The sequence below is a fragment of the Larkinella terrae genome (assembly GCF_009668025.1).
Classification (GTDB): domain Bacteria; phylum Bacteroidota; class Bacteroidia; order Cytophagales; family Spirosomataceae; genus Larkinella; species Larkinella terrae.
Window position 1 is genome coordinate 216,997 of record NZ_WJXZ01000007.1, and the last position, 22,584, is coordinate 239,580.

The window sequence follows — 22,584 nt, forward strand, 5'->3', positions numbered from 1 at the left end:
CGAAATTACCGAAATAATTATGAGTTATGAATGATGGATTATGAGTTAAAAGTGCGTAAGTTAACTCATAATCCATCATTCATAACTCATAATTATTTCCTATATTTGTCTGTTTGAGACCGGTTTACAACGGGTCGAAGAGACTTCTATGATTGCTTATATTTCCGGAAAAATCACCCACAAAGAACCTACTCTTGTCATCCTGGAAGCCAATGGAGTAGGCTATGAAATACACCTCTCGCTGTATACTTCAACGGGATTACCGAAGCTCGGCGAACCGTTTAAACTGTATACGTATCAGCACATTCGCGAAGACGCCCAGACCTTATACGGTTTTGCGGATCTTGACGAAAAAAATCTTTTTCTGGATTTGATTGGAGTGTCGGGAATTGGTCCGAATACTGCCCTGACCATGTTGTCGACGCTGACGCCCGTTGAACTTCGCCAGGCCATTTTGATGGAAAACATCCGGGCTATTCAGGCAATCAAAGGCATTGGAAGTAAAACCGCTCAACGGGTTATTCTGGAGCTGCGCGATAAGATGAAGAAAGCGGGTATCATGGCGCAGGCCGATACGCCGAATTACCGGATGAGCATCAATCCGGTGCGTGATGAAGCGCTGGCGGCACTCGTAACCTTGGGAATTCCCAAGCCAGCTGCGGAAAAAAGTCTGGATACAATCCTCAAACGCGAAGGCGAAGAATTAAGTGTGGAACAGCTTATTCGTTTAGCACTCAAATAGTTAGTAGTTAAGAATGAAGAGTTGTGAGATAAATGGCATGTGTCAGCCAACTCTTAACGCCTAACTCTTAACTTTTGACTAAAATATTGGCAAGGTTTTCGCCGTTTGGTGATAGAGATGTCTCTTAATTAAACAAACTACCTATTCCACCGAATCAAATTATACGTGCCTCTCTTGGAATGTGTTGAGTCCCACCAATCAACCCGGTTGCGGTTGATTAATAGCCGGATAGGGCCCTGGTTGGGGGTGTTGTGTGCGTTAATTTTAGGATCGGCCTGGACGCATCCACTGGCAGCCCAGACACCTGCACAACGCCGTCCGGTCTCACTGGCTGACTCGATTGCGCGCGCACGTCAGGACAGTATCCGGGCCACGCGCACCGCTGAACGTCGACCGATCATTCGCTGGCGTGACCGGTATGTGAGTCCTTTTTCAATTTCAATTCCCAAATCACCTTTTTTACTGCGCGACCCCAAAGCGGTTTCTACGGACATCCAACTCAGTGAACCCGGGCAGATTTCGGTGCTGGAACGAATCGGTTCCCAGCGGGACGTAACGCGCCCGAACTCCGCGACAGCAACCGCCCCCGCGGCTACAACCGGCGCCACCATTGCACCCGTCGGTGGGACAAATCCGGCCAAACCCTCACCCGGTTTACCGTATCGTCCGGCCGAAACGATGTCGTACGAAGACTATAACCGATTACAGAACCAACGTGTTCAGAAAAGTTTGTGGCGGGAATACAGCGCCCGCAACGACGGGCAAAGCGCGGTCAGTGGGCGGGGTTTGGTTCCGAAGCTGGAACTGCCACCGGTTTTTGATCGGTTGTTTGGTGGTAACCTGGTGGATTTCAAGCCGAACGGTTTCGTATTGCTCGATTTCGGGTACCTCTACCAATTCATCGATAACCCGCTGACACCGGTTCTGCAGCGTCGGAACGGAAATTTTAGATTTGACGAACAGATCAATATTAATTTCAACGGAAAGATCGGGGAACGGTTGGGGGTAACGGCCAATTATGACACCAAATCCAGTTTCAATTTTGAAAACGTCCTGAAACTGAATTACCGCCCGCCGGTTCCGGCTTTGCCCAACGCCAACGGTTTGACGAATGGATTGCCCGGTTTGCCAAGTACCAACGGCCTGACAAGCGGTTTGCCAACAGCGGGAAGCCTGATGCAATCGGATGTGCCTCAGTTTCAGGCGCAGGACCCCAGTATTATTCAGGGGTTGGAAGCCGGTAACATTAGTTGGCCTCTCAGTAGCCAGTTGATTCCCGGTGTTCAGAACTTGTTTGGCGTGAAAACCCAGCTGCGTTTCGGGAAATTGTATGCCACGGTGGTGGCCTCCCAGCAACGTTCGAAGCAGGATGAAATTACAATCAAAGGCGGTTCCTTGCAGAAGAATTACGAAATCCGGGTTGACTCGTACGACGAAAACCGCCACTTTTTCCTTTCGCAGTTTTTCCGGAATAACTACGAGCGGGCGCTGAACCGGTTACCGCAAATCATGTCGGGTGTAACCATTACTCGTTTAGAGGTATACGTGACCAACCGCACCAATACCACCACGACCTTGCGGAATATTGTCGGTTTTGCAGATCTGGCCGAACCTCAGCCCTTCAATACCGCGAACCCCAATGTACAACCCGTCAATACCAATCCGGCCAGCCCGGCGGATAATGCAACGGGTAATGGACTTTTTACCAAATTGAAAGCCAATGCCGCCATTCGGCAGGTGGATCAGGTAAACGCATTGCTGGATGGGAGTTTTGGATTTGCCAAAGGCATCGATTACGAACTGTTGCGGGGCGCCAAACGCCTGACGGAGACCGAATATAAATTTCAGCCTGAACTGGGGTATATCTCGCTGGTGACGCCCTTGCGCAACGACGAAGTGCTGGCTGTTTCGTACGAATACACCTACCAGGGACGCAAGTATCAGGTCGGTGAATTGACGGAAGATTACCAAAGCCGTCAGGATAATGAAGTGCTGATTCTGAAGCTGTTGAAGTCATCGACGATTCGCAACAACACGCAGTTGCCGATGTGGAACCTGATGATGAAGAATATTTATTCGCTCAACACCACGCAGATCAACAAGCAGAATTTCCAGTTGCGAGTCGTTTACAAAGACGATTTAACCGGTATTGATAACCCGAACCTGCAGGAAAGTCAGATCAAGGATATTCCGCTGGTGCAGGTCTTCAACATGGACCAGGTGAACGCCCAGCTTGATCCGCAGAAGGACGGTAATTTTGATTTTGTTGAGGGTGTCACCGTCGACAGTCGGTATGGCCGGGTTATATTCCCGGTTTTGGAACCCTTCGGGTCGTATTTGTCCCGGAAATTGGGCACCGGTACAGACGCCGACGTCTTTAGAGCGAAGTACGTTTACAACGAATTGTACCGGACTACCCTGGTTGATGCGCAACAGGTGGCGGGAAAGAATAAATTTTTCCTGAAGGGAAGTTACCAGTCGTCAACCGCCGGTGATGTGTCTTTGCCGTATGGTGTAGACGAAAAATCGGTTCAGGTCACGGCGGGCGGAGTTCCGCTGTCGCCGGGTGTTGACTTTGTGGTGGAGTCCCAAATTGGCCGGGTGCGGTTTCTGAACGAAAGCATGCTGAATTCCGGGCAGGAAATTAAAGTGCGGTTCGAGCGTCCGGACCTGTTTCAGAACCAGATTCGGCGGTTGGTCGGAACGCGGCTCGATTATAAGCTGAGTCCGGAAGTCAATTTGGGGATGACCGCCATGAACATGCGGGAGACGCCCGCCGGTTTTCTGACGCGCGTGGCCATTGGTAACGAACCGGTCAACAACACCATCCTGGGATTCGATGCCATGATTCGGAAGGATTCGCGGTTATTGACCAAGCTGCTGGATGGTTTGCCCCTCATTCAGACGAAAGAACTGTCTACTGTCGCTTTCCAAGGTGAAGTCGCGCAGTTGTTTCCCGGAGTGGCTCCACGAGTGAACAATAACGCGTTCATCGACGATTTTGAAGCCGCCCGAACCCTTTACGATCTGACCCGCCAACCCACGCGCTGGCGGCTGGGCTCGACACCGACTACCCCGGAACGGGCTTTTCCGCAGGGAACCTTCGCCGAACCGCTGGGGTACGCCTTCAACCGCGCCCGAATCTCGGTGTATACCGTGGACAATACTTTTAGTACATCGACCGGAATAGCCTCTAACCGGGCACCGCAGAATAACCTGACCGACAATGATTTGAAGAACTTTTACGAACAGTTCTTCCTTTCCAACGAATTGTTCAAAGGGCGCTCGGCGCGGCTGGTGAACCTGCCGGAAAATATTCTGGACGTCGCCTATTTCCCGCGGGAACGGGGGATGTATAATTTTAACCCGAACCTGGCTCCCGATGGTCGGCTGGCTGGTGATCCAAGAAAGAATTTCGGTTCCGTCATGCGGGCCATTTCATCCGATGCGGATTTCGACAATGCCAACATCGAGAACATCGAATTCTGGCTGATGGACCCCTTTCTGGGAGCGATTGACGCCGAAAATGCCATTATTCGCGACGGCTTTGAAAACAAAGCAAACCTCACGGGTGGTAAACTGATTTTCAACCTGGGTGATATTTCGGAAGACGTTGTCAAAGACAGCCGGTACGGTTTTGAAAATGGTCTGGCGGTTCCGAATGGGTTATCTCCCGATTCAACCGCCTGGGGACGGGTCACGCGTTCGCAATTTGTCACGCAGGCATTCGATAACGTGGCCCGACCGCAACAGGACGTCGGTTTGGACGGTCTGAGCAACCGCGACGAAAACCGGTATTTCAAGAGTTACATCGATCAGGTATCGCCCCGGCTGAATGCCCAGGCCCGCGAACGGCTGTTGAGCGACCCCGCCAATGATGACTTTATTTTCTACTACGGCCAGCGTGCCGATTCGGTCAAGTACATCGTCAGCCGGTACAAGCAATACATGGGGATGGAAAATAATTCGCCGGAATCGCAGGACCGCAATCAGTTGGTGACGCCCGCATCGACCACCCTGCCCGACATTGAAGACCTGAATACCGACAACACCATCAACGATAACGAAGCGTATTACGAATACGAAGTCGATCTGCGGCCGGGCCAGCTGGCGGTTGGCAAGGGGTACATTGTCGATAAAGTGGATGTGCAGTCGAAAGCCGGGAAACCGGTAACTTGGTACCTGTTCCGGATCCCGGTGCGGGATAATCCCAGGAAAGTCGGGAATATCAACGGGTTTAAGTCGATGCGGTTTGCGCGGATGTACTTGACGGATTTTAGCGATCCGGTGGTGCTGCGGTTTGCGCAGTTGCAGATGACCTCCAACCAATACCGGAAATATACCGGCGATCTGTCGGTCCGCGGGTTGCAGGAAGTGCCGGAACCGTATGACGCGCAGTTTAAAGTGGCTGCGGTGAACATTGAGGAGAACAGCGCCCCCGGAAACAACAAATACATTTACCGGGTGCCACCCGGTTTTCAACGCGACCGCGATTTTACGCAAATCAACCAGGTTGAATTAAATGAACAGTCGATGAGCCTGAGCGTAACCAACCTGCGGGATGGCGATTCGCGGGCGGCTTTCAAAAATACCAACCTCGATCTCCTGTTCCGGGAGCGGCTGAAGATGTTCATTCACATGCACAACGAGGAAAAAGAAAGCGGCCAGGTGTCGGCTTTTGTCCGGCTGGGAACCGATTTTACGGACAACTATTACGAAATCGAGATTCCGAAACTGGTCAATACGCCCGAAGGAACCCAGCCTGACGATGTGGTGTGGCCAGCGGCCAATGACCTGGATATCGCCATCGATGAGTTGATTAACCTCAAAGCTGAGAAAAACCGCCAGTTTACCCGATCTTCCCAGCAACCATTTTCGATGGCCAGTCTCGACGGGCGCTATAACCTGACGGTGGTCGGGAACCCGGACCTGAGCGCGGTTCAAGTGGTTATGATTGGGGTTCGCAACCCGAAATCGCCGGATGAACAGGCCAAAAGTTTTACCGTTTGGGTGGACGAACTGCGCGCAAATGGGTTTGACCAAACCGCCGGACGAGCCGCCGTGGGGGTCCTGAACGCCAAACTGGCGGATGTGGCCACGGTGACGGCCTCGGGTAAAGTATCTACCTTCGGTTTTGGCGGGGTGCAGCAACGGATTTCCGAGCGATCGCGGGAAACGACGACGGAGTACGGGATTCAGTCGCAGATTTCGGTCGATAAACTGCTGCCCGAGAAATGGGGCCTGCGGATTCCGCTCTATGTCAACTACGATAAACGACTGATTCAGCCGCACTTCAACCCGCTTGATCCAGACACCCCGCTGGAAACGACCCTTTCGACGCTGAATGAAAATGAACGGGAAAAATACCGGCGACTGGTGGAGGATAATTCGATCCGGCGTGGCTTTAACCTGTCCAATCTCCGGAAAGTAAAAACCAATCCGAATGCGAAAAACCATTTCTACGATGTTGAAAACCTGTCGTTTACGTACGCGTTCAACGAAGCGACCCGGACCAATATTCTGACCGAGCAGTACGTACAAAAGCAAACCCGGGGTGGACTCGCTTATGTGTACAGCGCTCAGCCAAAACCGTTTGAACCCTTTAAGCGATTTGAATCGCTGGAGCGCCCGTATCTGCGCTGGTTGCGGGATTTTAACCTGACGCTGTTGCCCACGCAGGTGCAAATTCGGGGCGAGGTGGACCGGAGTTTCATCAAAACCCAGCTCCGGAATTCCGAACTGACCACGGCCGGTATGGTGCCGCAGTTTGAAAAATTCTTCTGGTTCAATCGCTACTACGATTTGCAGTGGAACCTGACCCGCAACCTGATTTTTACCTACAACGCCCGCGCCAACGCCATTATCGACGAACCCGCCGGGGATCTGAACACGCAGGCCAAAATCGATTCGGTCTGGGCCAATGCCAAACGGTTTGGCCGGACGAAAAACTTTGAACAGAACATGCGGACAACGTACCGGATGCCGCTGGACAAAATACCGCTGCTCGACTGGGTGGCCGCCGACCTTACCTACAACATTGGCTATCAGTTTCAGGCCAATTCATTCGGCATTACGGACACGCTGAATGTTCCGTTTGGGAATACCATCAAGAATAACCGGGAGTGGGGCGTTCAGGGACGGGTGGATTTCATCCGGCTGTATAATAAAATCAAGTCCCTGCGGTTTGCCAATACGCCCTCCGTTCCCCGGAAAAATTTCACGCGAAATCCCGGTGATATCGAGGACATTCAGCGGTCGGAGAGCCGGGTGCTGAAGAGTTTCGTCCGCACGCTGCTGACCATTCGGGGGATTAATTTTAACTATACCATTCAGGAATCGACCATTTTGCCCGGCTTTTTACCGACACCCCGGTTTTTTGGCCTTTCGCGCGAGAATGCGCCGGGCCTGCCGTTTGTGTTAGGCAGTCAGGATCGGGCTATTAACCGCAAAGCTTCCGAGCGGGGCTGGTTGTCGCACAGTACCGTTCAAAATCAGCCGTTTACCCAAACCCGGGGCAAGAAGTTCGACGCCCGGACTACGCTGGAGCCGTTCAAGGATTTCCGGATTACGGTAGAAGCCCGGCTGACCCGGCAGGATAGTTACCAGGAAATCTACCGGCCCGATACCATCGGTGGTTCCTACAAGAGCCTGAGTCCCTACCGGAATGGCCAGTTCAGCATGTCGTTCCTGTCGTTCAAAACCGCCTTTTCCAAGCTGAATAAGGATAATTCATCGCCCATTTTCGATCGCTTTGCCGAATACCGCAAAATCATTTTGAATCGTCTGACGCGGGAAAATCCCGAATCCGGAAACGGCGGACAATATAATCTGACGTCGCAGGACGTGCTGATTCCGGCATTTTTTGCGGCTTACAGCGGGAAAGATCCCAACACGGTGGATAAGAATCCATTCCTGCGGTTTCCGTTGCCCAACTGGCGGGTCGATTACAATGGACTGTCGCAACTGAAACCGTTCCGAAAGCTATTTAGCGCCTTTACGCTTTCGCACAGCTATAACTCAACTTACAGCGTCGGCAATTTTACATCCTCACTCGATTACGAAGCAATGTACGTCAATCTGGCGGTCATGAATTATCCGCTGGCATCGCGCTATAACATTGACAGACAGTTCGTTCCGGTTTTTGTCATGAGTACGATCACGATGACCGAGCGATTTGCGCCCTTGCTGGGGATTACGTTCCGGACGCAGAGCAAGATCAGCGGGGGATTGGAATACAATCAGGATCGCAGCGTCGCGCTGAACTTGTCCAACGCCCAGGTGGCCGAATTGAGTAACAAAGACATTACGTTCCGGTTTGGATTTACAAAAACGAATTTCAAGGTGCCGTTCAAAATCAACGGAGCGTACAAACGCCTGAAAAATGATCTGACGTTCAACTGTAACCTGACGTTCCGCGATACGCGCACGGTGCAGCGGAAGTTTGACGATTCATCCACTACGCCCACGAACGTTAATGGCGTTGGCGAACAGATTATTACGGCCGGAAACGTTAACTTCCAGCTGCGTCCGCAGGTGAGTTACGTCGTCAGTCGCCGGTTGAATGTGCAGGTTTATTTCGACCGGACGTTCAACGATCCGCTGGTTTCCAACTCCTACCGTCGGGCGACCACGGCGGGCGGTGTTCAGGTCCGGTTCAATCTGGCCGAGTAACCACCATTTCTACCGGTTTTTTAGTGACCGTAAATCAATCAGGCGGTTTTTCCAGTTGTCAGTGGTAGACAGAGGACGCACTATGGAAATTCGCCTGCGGATTATTGCATTGCTACTGGTTTTCGGACTGGCGGTTTCGCCGGTTTGGGCGCAGGGACAGGTCGTCCGGTTTGTGAAGAAAATTCTGAATGATACTTCTTCGGCGGCTACCTCCAAACTGATCGTGTTCCCAACGCTCGGTTTTGCGCCCGAAACCAGCCTAGAGGTGGGCATTCGGACTTTTTCGCTGTTTTATGTGAAAGGCGATACCGTCGTCAACCGGTTGAGCGAAATCAATCTCAATACCTTCGTCACACTGAAAGGGCAGTTTGGGGCCTTGCTCGAAAATGCCGTTTACACCGACCAGAACACCTATTTCTTTCTGGGAAAGGCGCGTTACCAGCAATTTCCGCTACTCTATTACGGCATCGGCCCGGCTACGTCAAAGTCCAACCCGGTTTTGGTGAACTCGGTTTATTTTCAGATTCGCCAGCGCATTCTTCGTAAAATCAGGAACAATTGGTACACGGGTGCCGAAGCCGATTTCCAGAGCATTCAGCGGGTCTCATTCGAGTCGGAAGAAACGTCGAATTTCGAATTGCCGGTCGGAGGGAGGGGGTCGAAAACGACGGGACTCGGTCTGGCACTCGTTTATGACGACCGGAAAAATGTCCTGAATGTTCGGAAAGGTCAATTTCTGGAAACCGGTATTTTATGGTACCAACCCGGTTTTGGCAGCGATTTCAAGTACCAGAGTGTGGTGCTCGACGGGCGGTTATACCGGCCACTTGGTCGGCCGAACCGGGTGCTGGCCATGCAGTTGGCTGGTACATTCATTACCGGCGATGTTCCGTTCAATAACCTGGGCCTGATCGGGGGCGAGTCGCTCATGCGGGGCTATTACCTGGGCCGGTACCGTGATAAAAATGTGCTGGCTACGCAGGCTGAAATCCGCTGGCTGCCTTTTGGCTTCAGCAAACGCTGGGGCGGCTCCCTTTTTGCCGGATTAGGAACCGTGGCGCCCTCGGTTGCGTCCGTCCAGCTCAACCACGTTCGCTGGGCCGCGGGCGGAGGGGTGCGGTTTTTATTTTTTCAGAAAAAGGACGTTTTCCTGCGCGCCGACCTGGGCGTAACCCGCGAAGGCACCGGTTTTTACATCTCGCTGGGCGAAGCCTTCTGAATCAGAAAAGATTCCGCCCGATCCCGAACAGAACCACCATTCCAAAGGCAATCCGACTGGCGGTTTTGCCGTAAAACCGCTGGTGAAAAGCCGAATGTTTTGTCCGCAAAGGTGTGTATTCCAGCAGCAGCCCGGTTACAACGTACGGGATAGACAAAACCATCAGCGGATTGTACCCATAAGCCCGCTCCATGTGGCCGTGCAGCAACTGGTGCAGACACCGCTGCGAGCCGCAACCCGGACATTCGAGCCCCGTCAGCAGCCGAAACGGGCAGGGCGGAAAAAATGACACTTCGCTGGGGTCAAACCAGAAACAGAACGCGGCTATCCCGAGCAGCAGAACCAGAAACGCGGCCCGCCCAAACGGGTTAGAAAAAAGAGTTGGTGACCCCACTGAAAACGCCGATGAAAATGGCTGCGATGTATAAGACCCAGAAACCGATCGAAACAAACAAGGCGACTTTCGTCCATTTGGCGGCTTCGTCGGAAGCGCGTTGGGCACCGGCAAAATCGCCATTGGAATACCGGGAATCGACGTTGGACGCATTCACAATTCCGGCAATCCCGAAGGGCAGGCAGCAAAATAGCGTCACCAGGATGGACTCGACCAGCCATGTTTTGGGCTTCGGCATCGTGCCGCCAAGCGGTTGGTTGGGCGTGTACGAATCCTGAAAAGGCCGGCTCGGGGGACTTTGAATGGGTGGTAAAGACGGGTTGATGGGCGGAATTTGCGCACCCGACAGCCATTCGTTGATTTCGGGAACCGTGCTGGCGGCAACCCAGTCGGGAAGTCCCTGCGTCCAGACTTTCGTATCGGGCTGGATGGGTTTCGAACGTAATTCTTCCAGGGTAAACGGCCCAAGCTGTTGGTTGCCCTCCAGGTAGTAATATTGCTTCATGTAAGAGGAAAAAGATAGCGGTTTAGGAATGAATGTTGCCAGGTGGTAAATACCTGAAAGATAGAAAAAGATGGTTATTGATGCGGCATTTAAACTCCCCTTTTTTCGTTATCGGTTACTTAAGCGGGTTTTCCTTCGAATTTTAGGCGAGAACTTTTAAGTGGTAGGAGTAACAACGTCGTATAATTTTCTTTCAATGTGCAGATAAACCGGTTTGATTTGACTTTCTGATGCTCCGAAACGTTGCCGCCTGGCTCCCCGTCACTTTATTGCTTCTCATCGGTTTTGCCTTTATTCCGGGTCCTTATCAGGAGTTGGCCGACACCGATTGGCGTGAATACAACGGCAACGCCGAAAAGAACCATTATTCGTCTTTAAATCAGATTGCGCCGGAAAATGTCAACCAACTGACGAAGGTCTGGGAATACGCATCCGGTGGGGCCGACTCAGTGCGCAATCAGACGCAGATTCAGTGCAACCCGATCGTGATCGATGGTATTTTGTACGGTGTTTCGGCGGGTTCGCAGGCTTTTGCGCTGGACGCGGCCACCGGAAAAGAACGCTGGAAAACCGCCCTGAACGACGACACCTTTAAAATGAACAGCCGGGGCGTCACCTACTGGAGCGACGGCCGGGATAAACGGATTTTCTTTGCCTTCGGGCACCTGTTGTATGCGCTCGATGCGACAACGGGGAAACCGGTGCCAACCTTTGGCCAGGGCGGAAAAATCAGCCTGCGCGACGGCCTGGCCCGAACCGGTGCCGATGATTACGTCATTTCCAATACGCCCGGTATTATTTTTGAAAACCGCATCATTGTCGGGACCCGGGTGTCGGAAGGCCCAACGGCGCTGAAAGGAAATATTCGGGCGTACGACGTTCGGACGGGAAAACGGGTCTGGACGTTCCGGACCATTCCGGAACCGGGCGAATTTGGCTACAACACCTGGCCCAAAGACGGTTACCTGAACGTAGGTGGTGCCAACAACTGGATGGGCATGGCCATCGACCGGAAACGCGGGATCGTATATGTGCCCACCGGCTCGGCGGCATTCGATTTTTACGGCGGTAACCGGCTGGGAGCCAATCTGTTTGCCAATTGCCTGCTGGCGCTCAACGCCCGGACCGGACAGCGAATCTGGCATTATCAACTCGTTCACCACGATATCTGGGATCGCGACCCGCCCGCTCCGCCGAATCTGCTGACGGTTACTCACAATGGCCCGGATGGCCGGCCCCGAAAAATCGACGCCGTGGCCCAGATCACCAAGCAGGGGCAGGTGTTTGTCTTCGACCGGGTAACGGGAAAACCGCTGTTTCCGATTGAGGAAAAACCGTTTCCGGCTTCCGATATTCCTGGTGAAAAAGCATCTCCCACGCAGCCCATTCCGCTGAAACCGGCGCCGTTTACCCGGCAGATTTTTACCGAAAAAGACATCAACGAAACCGTTGCCGACCGGGAGGAAATTGTGAACCAGCTACGAGCCAGCCGAACCGGAACACCGTATAATCCGCTGGGCCGTCAGCGAACGATCTTTTTTCCGGGTACCGACGGCGGAGCGCAATGGGGAGGAGCCGCCGTTGATCCAAACGGTGTTATTTACATTCCGGCCAAGGAAATTCCGGTTTATTCGTCGCTGGTCGACGCGCCAAAACCGACGGCTGTGAGCAGTGCCGAAAAGTTGTACGCGACCAATTGCGGAGCCTGCCACGGCGTTGATCGTCGGGGTGATCACAGCGGGGCGTATCCGTCGTTGCTGGGGATTGCCGACCGGATGAAACCGGAAGCGATTCTTCAACTGCTACAAAAAGGCCGGGGAATGATGCCCGCTTTTTCGTACCTGTCGACGGCCGAACGGGCGGCCATTGTCGATTTTATTTCCGGCAGGAAAACCGGTCAGGATGCGGTGGCAACAACGAAAACCCTCACCTGGGTGCCGTACACCCACACGGGCTATAACCGCTGGTATGACCGAAACGGTTATCCGGTTAGTCGACCGCCCTGGGGAACGATGACGGCTATTGACCTGAATACCGGCGAGCATCGCTGGCAGATTCCGCTGGGTGAGTTTCCGGCACTGACCAAACAGGGCCTGCCACCGACCGGAACCGACAATTACGGTGGTCCCGTTGTCACGGCCAGCGGTTTGCTTTTTATTGCCGCAACGCCCGACGAGAAATTCCGCATTTTTGACCGGCAAACCGGCAAACTTTTGTGGGAAGCGCAGCTTCCGGCGGCTGGCTATGCTACTCCCGCAACGTATTCGGTGCATGGCAAACAATATGTGGTTATTGCCTGTGGCGGAGGGAAACTGAAAACCCGTTCCGGCGACCGCTACGTGGCCTTTGCCCTCAAATGACCGCCAACAAGGCCCGGCCGGGGGTTTGTAAAACCGGTTTACCTGTGTAAATTGCAACGCTAAACGAAACGTTACGTATGAATTTTCCCGGAGAACTAAAGTATACGCAAGATCACGAGTGGATTCGCATGGATGGTGACACCGCCATTGTTGGTATTACGGATTTTGCCCAGAGTGAATTAGGTGACATCGTTTTTGTGGACATCTCGAGCGTTGGACAGAGTTTGGCGAAAGGCGAGGTGTTTGGGTCGATTGAAGCCGTTAAAACCGTGTCGGATCTCTTTTTGCCAATCGCCGGTGAAGTGGTTGAAATTAATCCGGAAGTCGAAAAATCGCCCGAACTGGTCAACGATGATCCGTATGGCCGGGGTTGGATCATTCGTTTGAAACTGACCGAGGGTGCGGAACTCGATGACTTGTTATCCGCCGAAGCCTATAAAGATTTAGTAGGTGCTTAACCCACCGATTTGATCAGGAAGCTCCATCCGGGGCTTTTTTTTTGCATTTCCCATGAAAGTACTTATTCGTGCCGCCCGAATCGTAGACGCCCAGTCGCCCCTGAATGGAGAGGTTCGTGACGTATTAATTGAAAATGGGTTGATCCGCCAGATCGGTGAGTCAATAGACGCCGACGATTCCATGCAGCTCATTGAACGGGAAGGATTGTGCGTCTCGCCCGGTTGGGTCGATATGCGGGTTTCGGCGAAAGATCCCGGTTACGAACAGAAAGAGGATTTGAGTACGGTTTGCCAGGCCGCCAGACTGGGCGGTTTTACCGATATTGCCATTTTGCCCAACACCAAACCGGTACTTGATTCAAAAGATACGCTGGGCTACATCCGGCAGGCCACGCAGGGGCAGCCGGTCACGGTTCACCCCATTGCCGCGATTACCAAACGAACGGAAGGGCAGGATTTTACGGACATGATCGATCTGCATCATGCCGGAGCGGTGGCTTTTTCGGATGGCGAAGTACCGCTGACACATCCCGATCTGCTGCTGAAAACCCTGCAGTACCTCCGGCCGTTCAACGGTTTGCTGATGAACCGGCCGGAAGAGCAGAACCTGACGCATTTCGGGCAGATGAACGAGGGGCTTTCCAGCACCTTGCTGGGCCTGAAAGGTATGCCCGCGATGGCCGAGGAAATTGTCATCGAACGCGATTTGCGCCTGCTGGAATACACGTACCCACCCACGGCCGAACAGTCTAATGAAACGTTTTTACACTTTTCGACGATTTCAACCGCTCGTTCCGTTGAACTGATCCGGCAGGCGAAGGCGCAGGGCTTGCCCGTCAGCTGTGATATTGCCGCTCACCAACTCGCTTTTACCGATTCGGCTTTGATGGGTTTCGATACCAATTTGAAGGTCAATCCGCCGTTTCGGTTGCCCGCCGATGTCGAAGCACTGAAGCAGGGGTTAGCCGACGGCACCATCGACGCCATTGTTTCGGACCACAATCCGCAGGACGATGAGAGCAAAAACATCGAATTCGACCACGCCGAGTTTGGCATTATTGGACTGGAAACCGCCTTTGCGCTGGTCAGAACCCATTTCCCGGAATTGCCGCTGGAACAATTGATTGAGAAGTGGACCCAACGCCCGCGCGAAATCCTGCGCCTGCCCGCGCTGACCATCGACGAAAACCAGCCAGCGACGCTGACGCTGTTCGATCCGGATGCCGAATGGACGTATGAACGAACCGCTTCCCGGTCAAAAAACTCGCCGTTTTTTGGCAAAACCTTACGGGGAAAAGCGTTATGGACTATAAACAAGGGCTTTGTTGAACACTTATAAAACGCAGTGAAACAACTCATTTCATTTTTTAACCATCCGTTGTTAAAGCTCCCGGTTTTTTTTGGGTTGCTGGCGGGAGGCTTGTGTTTCATTTATTTCCTGGTGCTTTATTCCCTGAATATCATGCCGTTGGGAAATAAAAAAGTACTGGATTTCGGATTTCAGATCATCATGATGGTGGCGGCAGTCTGGTATTATCGGAAAAATATCGGCCACGGTTTTTTACACCTCTGGGAAGCGTTGACGATTTGTTACGTGGTGAATACGGTGGGTGCCCTGCTGACAGCCTGGCTGATTTACCTGTTCCTGAAATACGTCGATCCCACGGTTTTTACGCAGTATCTTGACGAAATGCGGCAATTAATCGTCTCAACCAAAGGGCGGCTGGTCGAATCGCTGGGGCAGAAGGAATACCTGAGCGTGCTCAAAGGCGTCGATCGGATTACGCTGGAAACCCTGGTTGGCGACGAAATCAGCAAGAAAACCGTTCTGGCTATTTTGCCGGTGCTGGTTATTTCCTTACTTTTTCGGAAGCAGGATTACAGTCTGTACAATCCCGCACCCGACGCACCAAACCGTTCAAAATCGCCTAAGTCCTAATTAACTAAACGTGTATTGACATGGAAGAAAAACCGTCTACCGCCCGCCTTGCGCTAAAATGGGGCCTGATTTCCGGCGTCATTTTTATGATCTGGACCACCATTATCAATGTCGCCGGTCTGTTTACCAATCAATCCATCCAGTGGGTCAGCCTGATCATCTCGATCGTAATCATTGTCATGGCCATGCGCGAATACCGCTCGTTGAACAGCGGTTTTATGAGCTTCGGCGAAGGCGTTGGGCTGGGAACCCTGCTGTCGGTCGTCTCCGGTTTGGTTTCGATCACCTACAACCTGATTTACACGAATTTCATCGATCCGACTATCCGCCAGCAAATGCTGGACAATGCCCGCGAGCAACTGGAAAACCGGGGCATGTCGGATAGCGACATCGAGAAAGCGATGGAGATTACCGAGAAAGTCCAGAGTCCCGGATTGCAGTTTGGAATCGGTATTTTGTTTGCGGCTATTTTCGGCGTGCTGATTTCCCTGGTCGTTGCCGCTTTCCTCCGCCGAAACCGCCCCCCTTTCTCTGATTTTGAGAATCAATAGTGAGAGGGAAGAGGTTAGACAAGAGAGAAGAGACGGGCAATAAAGTAGTTTCTGAATGAGTTATTTAAGTCTTTTATCGCTTGTCTAACGTCTTTCAATCGAATTAAAAATGCTGCCAGTTTTTCGGAAAGAAATCAACGGTTTTTTCAGCTCGCCGGTCGCTTACGTCATCATGATTGTGTTCCTGACGGCGGTGGGGCTGATGTTGTGGGTCTTTCCCGATACGAGTCTGCTGGATTACGGCTATGCCGACCTGGGCGTTTTTTTTAACCTGACGCCTTACGTGATGCTGTTTCTGATCCCGGCTATCACCATGCGCTCCATTGCTGAGGAAGTCCGGACCGGAACCATCGAGTGGCTGCTCACCAAACCGCTGACGCGCTGGCAACTGATCCTCGCTAAATTTCTGGCTAACTGGCTATTGGTGGTACTGTTATTGCTACCCACTCTGCTGTATTATTACTCGGTTTACCAACTGGGGAACCCGCGCGGTAATCTGGATTCAGCCTCGGTTTTTGGTTCCTACGTGGGGCTGCTGCTGCTGGGGGGCGTCTTTGTGGCAGTCGGATTGTTCGCGTCTTCAATCAATGAAAATCAGGTTGTTGCGTTTGTTGTGGGCGTGTTTTTGTGTTTTCTTTTATACGTCGGAATCAGTTCGGTTGCCGGACTGGAGTTTTGGGGCACGCTGGCTTATCCGCTGACCTGGATCGCGCTCGACGAGCAGTACCAGGCGCTGGGACGCGGCCTGATCGACTCCCGGAATGTGCTTTATTTAGTCAGTGTAATTATCCTATTTTTGTTTTTGACCGAGTGGCGAATGACGGCCCTCACCCGCTGATATGCGACTGGAAGTTCTAATCAAATGGGCCGCTATTGCCTGGACAATCATCATTTTTATCGGCTGCGCCTGGCCCAGCGATTATCCCTCTCCGGGGCTAACGGTGAATGATAAGCTTCTGCACGTCAGCATCTTCGGCTTGTGGGGCCTTCTGTGGGTGACCATCTACCGGTTTCCGGTCCGCCTTTTCATCATCGGCGTCGTCTACGGTTTTTTAATCGAAATTTACCAATTGGTCATGCCCATCAACCGGGATTTCGAATGGCTCGACCTCCTGGCCGACGCCTGCGGTATTCTGCTTGGGCTGGTTGTTGGCATCCTCGTGGTCCGACGGCTGATGAAAGGGTGATTTGCAAAAAAGAATGTTAAATGTAAAATGATGAATGCTAAATGTAAAAGTAGTGGCAAAATTCCCAACTCACTTTTACATTTAGCATTCATCATTTTGCATTTAACATTCTCTTCTTCTACGGTTTCAAAACCGTCAAAACCGGTGCTCCAACCGGGTGTTCGCATTTAAAATCCTGCCCCAGAAGCCGGGCCACGGTTGCCGCCAGCTGGTTCTGGTACAGCACCGGACCGCCGGATTGCTCGCCGGTGGGCGGTGTGTCGGGGCCGATAACGGCAAACCACATCTGGTACGAATCCGGCGTTTTCGTGCCGTGTCCTTTCCAGGTTGATTTCGGCGTGTGACCGCGCCCGTGATCGGTCGTGATCATCAGCGTCGTTTTTCCGGCGTACTGCGGAATTTGCTGAATCGTTTTCCAGAGATCGGCCAGGAACGCATCGACGGCATGGACCATCCGCAGGTCGTCGGCATAGCGGCCGGCGTGGGCCAGCCCGTCAGTTTCGTCGAACTGCATGAAAAGGACCTTCGGGTGGTTTTGCAGCAGATAATTCTTCGCCATGTAATAGGTTAGAAAATCGCTGCGAACGGTTTTGTCCCAAACCTGAGGGGGAATGGTGGACATCATGCTGTTGAGCAGCGAATCCGCAGCGGTTTTAGGCGAAGGCACTGGCTCATTACCCGAGTTGGCGTAAATCCCGGTTTTCTTCTCATTGACAGCCGCTTCGATGACGTCCCAGGACGAAAAGGCGGCAATTTTTCCCTTGTACGCAGGCTGGTTGTGCAAAAATTCGAGGACGGTGGTATTCGGATTATCAATTTTGTCGTTCGATTTGATGCGATCATCGGCGTAACCGGAAAGGATTTCGTTGTAACCTGGATAACTGAACCAGAACGGATTGGAATTATTAACCTTGCTGTTTTTCAATCGATTACCGTAAAGTTGTCCCTGTTTGGAAACCGTGTTCCAGAGAAACGGAAAAGCCAACTGGCGCCGTTGCTGCTGCGTGGCAGCCCAGAAGTTTTTGCGGGCCGCTGCCGTATCCGGCGAATAAACCGGGTCGAAAAGCAGCGTTGAGTCGGCACCGTTGAAAACTTCCTGCCAGCGAACGCCATCGAGTGTGACCAGAATGACGTTTTCGGTTTTCTGGGCGTAAAGAAGTGGCAGACCGCTTAAAAGCAGGAAAACGATTAGAAAATAGGCATGTACGGGTCTGTTCATACAAGTCGGAAGAAGGTGGAGAGGAGGCATGATAGAGACGTAAAATAACGAAAAGCCGCCAGATTCTTCCGTGGAAAACCTGTTAATTTTTCGTGAATACTTGAAAAATGACAAGGCTTATTTTTGTACCTTGAAATCCAATTTTCGACCCTATAACCGTATGAATCATCCGCTTAACCGCCGGGAATTCCTGAAACAGAGCAGCGCTGGCGCGCTTGGTCTGGCGTTCTTTCCAACCCTCCGGAAGGTGGCTCCCAGCGACCGGCTGCGCATCGCCCACATTGGCCTGGGTGGCATGGGCAACAACCACATGGGCTGGTTTGCCAAACTGCCCGAAGTCGAAATTGTCGCCTTGTGCGACCTGGATCAGGACCATTTGAACAGCAGCCTGAAACGGTTGTCGGAGTTGAATCCGGGAACGAAGGCGCAGGGATACGGAGACTTTCGGCACATTCTCGACCGGAAAGACATTGACGCCATTACCGTGGCCACGCCCGACCACTGGCACGCTCAGATTGCCATTCTGGCTTTTCAGGCCGACAAGGATGTGTATGGCGAAAAACCGCTGTCGTTCGATGTTCGCGAAGGGCAGAAGATGTTGAAAAATCTGAACCGGCATAAGCGGGTTTTTCAACTCGGAACGCAGATTCACGCCGGAGATAATTACCACCGCGTGGTTGAACTGATTCGGGGTGGCGCCATTGGAAAGGTTCATACCGTTCGCCTGTGGAAAACCGGTTTGCCACCTGATCTGGGTCCGGCCAATTACCAGACGCCACCGTCGACGCTCAACTGGGATATGTGGCTCGGTCCGGCTCCGCAGTCGCTTTATACGCCCCAGCGGTGCCATTTTACCTACCGGTATTTTCTGGATTATTCGGGTGGGGTTTTTCAGGATTTCTGGTGCCACATCGCCGACGTGGTCTGGTGGTCGATTCAGCCGAAAAACCTGAAAAGCGTCAGCGCAACCGGGGAAGCGCCGGACGGAATCGCCGACGCCCCCAAGTCGATCAACATAGATTATGAGTTCGAAAATCTGAAGCTCTACTGGACTTCCGAACCGCCCAACGTGCCGGGAGCCGCTAAGAAAGGCATTGGGGCCTATTTCGAAGGCGACAAAGGTACGTTACTCTGCGATTACGGTTCCCGCGAAATCACCGTCAACGGAGTGATTATGACGGACATTCCGGAGATCCCCAAGACCATACAACGCTCTCCCGGCCATCAGCAAAATTTTGTCGATGCCGTGAAATCCCGGTCGCAGCCCGAGTCCAATCTGGAATACGCCCGCCAGATGACGATGCCCATGCATTTGGGACTCATTTCATACCGCCTGGGCAAAAAGTTGGAATGGAATGCCAGAAAGGAAAAATTTGTCCACGACCGGGAGGCCAACGCGTATTTATCGCGGGAATACCGGCGGCAATGGGATTTAATCTAGCGGTTTTCAACCCGTTTAGGTGTCCGAAGTTACATACAATTTCAGCCGGATTCGGTCGGTGGCATTTTGCCGGTTGCCGAGCATAGCCCGTTGGAGCATGGTTTTCATCGTGCTTTGCCCCACCGGCACCCGCAGCAGCATCGGCCGGTTGACCGCCTGGCCCTTTATGACCTGGTTGATGTAATGCGTGATGTTAAATACATACGCGTCTTCAAGTTCAATGGCATTGGGCAAAAATGTGTACGCGGCTACGGCGGAGGTGGCACCGGTGCTCGTGCCGGGAACGGCTTCCGTCGTTTCGTTCTGGTTATTGGTAAAGTAAAGACCAAGGTTGGACGGGGGCGGAGCGTTGTCGCGCACATCCTTTCGGACCGGTTCGATGATCAGTTCGGCCAGGTTTAACCCAATGAAGTTTTCCGGTTTGATAAATTCGGTCAGCGAAGGTATTTCGATCCGCGTGCTCAGAAAAGCGCCCGGAACAACAAACGAGGCATTCTGCGTGGAGCGGCTGGAAACGGCATCGGATTGAACTTTGAGTGCCTGGAGGGGCGTGCCGGTTCGGTTGTTGGTTAGCTGGGTAAATTGAGACGCCTGAAACGGAAAAAGCAGATTGTAATTCGTCTGGCTGATATCGTTCCCCCGGTAATACAGCCGGATTCCCGACAGCGATGAGGTTAGATTCAACCCCAGAAAAACGTTATTGGTGGACGAACTCAGAAACGCCATTCCTTTCCAGAAATCGGACATGGTTTCGGCGCTGTTGATTTCCTTGCTGATCAGCTTATCGTAGAACGTCTTGGCCAGCGTTTCCGGAATCCGAAGACGAATCTGCCGAATTTCTTCCTTGAACTGAGGCACCACCGTCGTCTGGAGCAGCGGACTGGTGTTGTAGGCAACGGCCTGCGTGTTGTAATGAACCGGCCCAATTTCGAGCGGTTTCTGCAATTGGTGCACCTGAAGCGTGAACGGACTCAGGGTGTCGCCCACCGAATAGGCATGAACCAATTCCAGCACCAGCGAATCGAACCGAATGCCTTTCTGGTCGGGTAAATCGTTGGAAACGTAAGACAGAGAAGCAAAGCCACGGGCCGACATGAGACCGGTTTGGGAATCGTTCCAGCGACCAACCAGAACGCTGCTGTCGGAGGAGGTGATAAAGGAATCCGGAACCATAATGGTCGACAGATTGACCGTTACGGTGTCGATGTATTGAAGCTGCATCTCGTCGGGCTTGACCACATTCTGGCCGACGTCCAGGTCACCCGACATGCAGGCCGAGCAGATAATCCCGACTAAAATCGGTAGCGCAAAAAAGCGCGGTAATGTTCGCATAGAATAGTTATCTGAAAAAGGAAATCAAGTCGAGTTGATATTCGGTATACGGTTTTCAGTATACCGAATACCGTAAACCTGTTACTGCACCGAAACACCTAACTGGCTCAGTTCTGCCGGATTGAGCGTGGGAGGGAACTGACCCTGACGGAGTTTTGAAACGACGCGCTCGCCCACTTTCCGGGCCAGGACCTCCGTAGGAAAACCGTGTTGCCCCGGTTGACCCGGTACAGTTGGCTGATTGATCACGGTTTTGCCGTTGTGAACGATCTGGTAGCCCCAGCCGCTTCCGGTGGACATGGTCTGAAGTTCATAATCCGGTTTTCGGAAAAACAGGCTGTAAACCGTAATCAGAACCAGCCCGGCCAGCAAGGTGGCTATTGGTCGCAACCGATTGTTTTTCATCGATTTAGTTGGTGCTGGTGTCCTGAACAAGCGTTGGGTCGTATTCCCACAAATCGTCGAAACGGCCGGAGCCGCTGCTTCCAGTGGTGATGTATCCTTTTCCGTTGATCGCGAAACCAAAGGCATATTGGCGGGAAGATCCTTCAAATGTTCCCTGCTCATACCAGTCGTCGGTGGCCGAATCGTAGACCCAGACGGCGTTGCTGCCATCACCGACGGTCACGTAGCCTTTCGTGCCAATGGCGAATCCGACCGCGTAACTACGCTGCACCAGCTCATCGCTTTCAAAATCGCCCTTTTCGATCCAGGTATCATTGGCGGCATCATACGCCCACCAGTCTTTTTCGGCCGATCCGTTGTTGTTACCGGTACCGACATACGCCAGACCGTCGATCACGAACGAGATCGCGCCAAGGCGTTTCGCTCCGCCGTAGCTGGCGATTTTTTCCCAGGTGCCTTTGGCCGGGTCATACGACCAGAAGTCTTTCAGGTAATTGCCGTCGAAACCGGTGCCCACGTAGCCTTTGTTGCCCACCGAAAAGGCCACGGCATTGCGCCGGGCGGTACCGCCGAAATCAGCAATTCGTTTCCACGCATTGGCCGCTGGATCAAACTCCCAGAAGTCTTTCAACCGTTCGCTGTTGACATTCAGGCCCGTACCGATGTAACCTTTCGTTCCGGCCGAAAAACCGACGGCGGTATTGCGGGCTTCCCCGCCAAAATCGGCCAGTTGAGTCCAGGTATTTTTAGCGGGGTTGTACGACCAGAAATCTTTCAGCCGATCGTTGTCGGCATTGGTTCCCGTGCCCATGTAGGCAACGTTATTGAGAACAAACCCGGCCACGGCGTTCCGGGCCACACCTTCAAAATCGGACCGGCGGTTCCAGTCGCCCAGCACATCGACGGTATCTTCGTTTTTGCAACTACTCAGGAAACTGCCCCAAAAGCCCCAGATCATGGCGTAAAAAACAATGGTGAGCGTTGCTGAACGACGGTTTTGAATGAATTTGATCGCAGTTGAGAACGGTGTGCGTGGCCCGTGCTTGAATGTAATTTTCATAGAAAAAAAGGGGAAAGTGAGTAAATGGAAAAGCCGTTGCCGGATTGGCAACGGAGTAGGGAACTGGGTGTTAAAAGGTTTAGTCTGGTATCAATCATGAA

The 22,584-nt window shown here is 52.6% G+C and carries 17 protein-coding genes; 11 read left to right on the top strand and 6 right to left on the bottom strand.

The genetic code is table 11. From position 1 onward, the window contains the following. The first annotated feature begins 148 nt into the window (after nucleotides 1–148). The 3 genes from ruvA (at nucleotide 149) to GJJ30_RS13790 (ending at nucleotide 9,632) form a co-directional block, all read left to right on the top strand. On the top strand, nucleotides 149–742 hold the full coding sequence (gene ruvA / locus GJJ30_RS13780; RefSeq protein WP_154175743.1) for a Holliday junction branch migration protein RuvA: 594 nt from the start codon (nucleotides 149–151) through the stop codon (nucleotides 740–742). A gap of 207 nt (nucleotides 743–949) precedes the next feature. Beyond that, nucleotides 950–8,413, top strand: a complete 7,464-nt coding sequence (gene sov, locus GJJ30_RS13785) for a T9SS outer membrane translocon Sov/SprA (protein ID WP_229313118.1) — start codon at nucleotides 950–952, stop codon at nucleotides 8,411–8,413. 82 nt (nucleotides 8,414–8,495) lie between these two features. Continuing rightward, entirely contained in the window at nucleotides 8,496–9,632 is a 1,137-nt protein-coding gene (locus GJJ30_RS13790; protein WP_154175745.1) for a BamA/TamA family outer membrane protein, read from the top strand. Between the two features lies 1 nt (nucleotide 9,633). On the opposite strand, the gene GJJ30_RS13795 is transcribed toward GJJ30_RS13790, so the two are convergent. Together GJJ30_RS13795 and GJJ30_RS13800 are read right to left on the bottom strand one after the other, a co-directional pair. Next, nucleotides 9,634–10,026 carry a DUF2752 domain-containing protein gene (locus GJJ30_RS13795; RefSeq protein ID WP_170299181.1) on the bottom strand — a complete coding sequence of 131 codons (393 nt, stop codon included), beginning with the start codon at nucleotides 10,024–10,026 and terminating at the stop codon, nucleotides 9,634–9,636. Further along, the gene (locus GJJ30_RS13800) at nucleotides 10,001–10,531 is read right to left on the bottom strand and encodes a CD225/dispanin family protein (protein ID WP_154175747.1); all 531 of its coding nucleotides are present in this window, start codon (nucleotides 10,529–10,531) and stop codon (nucleotides 10,001–10,003) included. The genes GJJ30_RS13795 and GJJ30_RS13800 overlap by 26 nt, the downstream gene beginning before the upstream one ends. 230 nt (nucleotides 10,532–10,761) lie before the next feature. Here GJJ30_RS13800 and GJJ30_RS13805 point away from each other — a divergent pair, with 230 nt between their 5' ends. The 7 genes from GJJ30_RS13805 to GJJ30_RS13835 all read left to right on the top strand — a co-directional run bounded on the left by GJJ30_RS13805 (nucleotide 10,762) and on the right by GJJ30_RS13835 (nucleotide 17,026). Then, nucleotides 10,762–12,891 carry an outer membrane protein assembly factor BamB family protein gene (locus GJJ30_RS13805; protein ID WP_154175748.1) on the top strand — a complete coding sequence of 710 codons (2,130 nt, stop codon included), beginning with the start codon at nucleotides 10,762–10,764 and terminating at the stop codon, nucleotides 12,889–12,891. A 77-nt stretch (nucleotides 12,892–12,968) separates the two neighbouring features. After that, a complete protein-coding gene (gene gcvH, locus GJJ30_RS13810) occupies nucleotides 12,969–13,349 on the top strand; it encodes a glycine cleavage system protein GcvH (RefSeq protein WP_154175749.1) in 381 nt (126 codons plus the stop codon). A 52-nt stretch (nucleotides 13,350–13,401) separates the two neighbouring features. Beyond that, entirely contained in the window at nucleotides 13,402–14,688 is a 1,287-nt protein-coding gene (locus GJJ30_RS13815; protein WP_154175750.1) for a dihydroorotase, read from the top strand. A gap of 6 nt (nucleotides 14,689–14,694) precedes the next feature. Continuing rightward, nucleotides 14,695–15,288 carry a DUF4199 domain-containing protein gene (locus GJJ30_RS13820; protein WP_310588246.1) on the top strand — a complete coding sequence of 198 codons (594 nt, stop codon included), beginning with the start codon at nucleotides 14,695–14,697 and terminating at the stop codon, nucleotides 15,286–15,288. 20 nt (nucleotides 15,289–15,308) lie between these two features. Beyond that, on the top strand, nucleotides 15,309–15,839 hold the full coding sequence (locus tag GJJ30_RS13825; protein WP_154175751.1) for a DUF4199 domain-containing protein: 531 nt from the start codon (nucleotides 15,309–15,311) through the stop codon (nucleotides 15,837–15,839). Nucleotides 15,840–15,948: 109 nt separating this feature from the next. Further along, nucleotides 15,949–16,677, top strand: coding sequence for a gliding motility-associated ABC transporter permease subunit GldF (gldF, locus tag GJJ30_RS13830; protein WP_154175752.1), 729 nt, complete (start codon nucleotides 15,949–15,951; stop codon nucleotides 16,675–16,677). 1 nt (nucleotide 16,678) lies between these two features. Beyond that, on the top strand, nucleotides 16,679–17,026 hold the full coding sequence (locus GJJ30_RS13835; RefSeq protein ID WP_154175753.1) for a VanZ family protein: 348 nt from the start codon (nucleotides 16,679–16,681) through the stop codon (nucleotides 17,024–17,026). 118 nt (nucleotides 17,027–17,144) lie between these two features. Here GJJ30_RS13835 and GJJ30_RS13840 read toward each other — a convergent pair whose 3' ends face one another. Next, on the bottom strand, nucleotides 17,145–18,245 hold the full coding sequence (locus GJJ30_RS13840; protein ID WP_154175754.1) for an alkaline phosphatase family protein: 1,101 nt from the start codon (nucleotides 18,243–18,245) through the stop codon (nucleotides 17,145–17,147). Between the two features lie 160 nt (nucleotides 18,246–18,405). Between GJJ30_RS13840 and GJJ30_RS13845 the strand changes: the two genes are divergently transcribed. Further along, a complete protein-coding gene (locus GJJ30_RS13845) occupies nucleotides 18,406–19,686 on the top strand; it encodes a Gfo/Idh/MocA family protein (protein ID WP_154175755.1) in 1,281 nt (426 codons plus the stop codon). Between the two features lie 15 nt (nucleotides 19,687–19,701). Here the strand turns inward: GJJ30_RS13845 and GJJ30_RS13850 are convergent, their stop codons facing one another. From GJJ30_RS13850 to GJJ30_RS13860, 3 genes are all read right to left on the bottom strand, one after another. After that, complete coding sequence (locus tag GJJ30_RS13850; RefSeq protein WP_154175756.1) at nucleotides 19,702–21,018, bottom strand: DUF4270 family protein; 1,317 nt, start codon at nucleotides 21,016–21,018, stop codon at nucleotides 19,702–19,704. Between the two features lie 81 nt (nucleotides 21,019–21,099). Continuing rightward, complete coding sequence (locus tag GJJ30_RS13855) at nucleotides 21,100–21,423, bottom strand: DUF4907 domain-containing protein (protein WP_170299188.1); 324 nt, start codon at nucleotides 21,421–21,423, stop codon at nucleotides 21,100–21,102. 4 nt (nucleotides 21,424–21,427) lie between these two features. Next, nucleotides 21,428–22,483 (bottom strand): Kelch repeat-containing protein, encoded by a 1,056-nt coding sequence (locus GJJ30_RS13860; protein ID WP_229313120.1) that lies wholly within the window; start codon nucleotides 22,481–22,483, stop codon nucleotides 21,428–21,430. Nucleotides 22,484–22,584 lie beyond the last annotated feature (101 nt).

What these genes read in the sequence shown, in the direction of transcription:
- ruvA (WP_154175743.1), top strand. Translation starts at nt 149, where the DNA reads ATGATTGCTTATATTTCCGGAAAAATCACCCACAAAGAACCTACTCTT.
- GJJ30_RS13790 (WP_154175745.1), top strand. Translation starts at nt 8,496, where the DNA reads ATGGAAATTCGCCTGCGGATTATTGCATTGCTACTGGTTTTCGGACTG.
- GJJ30_RS13800 (WP_154175747.1), bottom strand. Translation starts at nt 10,531, where the DNA reads ATGAAGCAATATTACTACCTGGAGGGCAACCAACAGCTTGGGCCGTTT.
- GJJ30_RS13805 (WP_154175748.1), top strand. Translation starts at nt 10,762, where the DNA reads ATGCTCCGAAACGTTGCCGCCTGGCTCCCCGTCACTTTATTGCTTCTC.
- gcvH (WP_154175749.1), top strand. Translation starts at nt 12,969, where the DNA reads ATGAATTTTCCCGGAGAACTAAAGTATACGCAAGATCACGAGTGGATT.
- GJJ30_RS13815 (WP_154175750.1), top strand. Translation starts at nt 13,402, where the DNA reads ATGAAAGTACTTATTCGTGCCGCCCGAATCGTAGACGCCCAGTCGCCC.
- GJJ30_RS13825 (WP_154175751.1), top strand. Translation starts at nt 15,309, where the DNA reads ATGGAAGAAAAACCGTCTACCGCCCGCCTTGCGCTAAAATGGGGCCTG.
- gldF (WP_154175752.1), top strand. Translation starts at nt 15,949, where the DNA reads ATGCTGCCAGTTTTTCGGAAAGAAATCAACGGTTTTTTCAGCTCGCCG.
- GJJ30_RS13835 (WP_154175753.1), top strand. Translation starts at nt 16,679, where the DNA reads ATGCGACTGGAAGTTCTAATCAAATGGGCCGCTATTGCCTGGACAATC.
- GJJ30_RS13840 (WP_154175754.1), bottom strand. Translation starts at nt 18,245, where the DNA reads ATGAACAGACCCGTACATGCCTATTTTCTAATCGTTTTCCTGCTTTTA.
- GJJ30_RS13845 (WP_154175755.1), top strand. Translation starts at nt 18,406, where the DNA reads ATGAATCATCCGCTTAACCGCCGGGAATTCCTGAAACAGAGCAGCGCT.
- GJJ30_RS13850 (WP_154175756.1), bottom strand. Translation starts at nt 21,018, where the DNA reads ATGCGAACATTACCGCGCTTTTTTGCGCTACCGATTTTAGTCGGGATT.
- GJJ30_RS13855 (WP_170299188.1), bottom strand. Translation starts at nt 21,423, where the DNA reads ATGAAAAACAATCGGTTGCGACCAATAGCCACCTTGCTGGCCGGGCTG.
- GJJ30_RS13860 (WP_229313120.1), bottom strand. Translation starts at nt 22,483, where the DNA reads ATGAAAATTACATTCAAGCACGGGCCACGCACACCGTTCTCAACTGCG.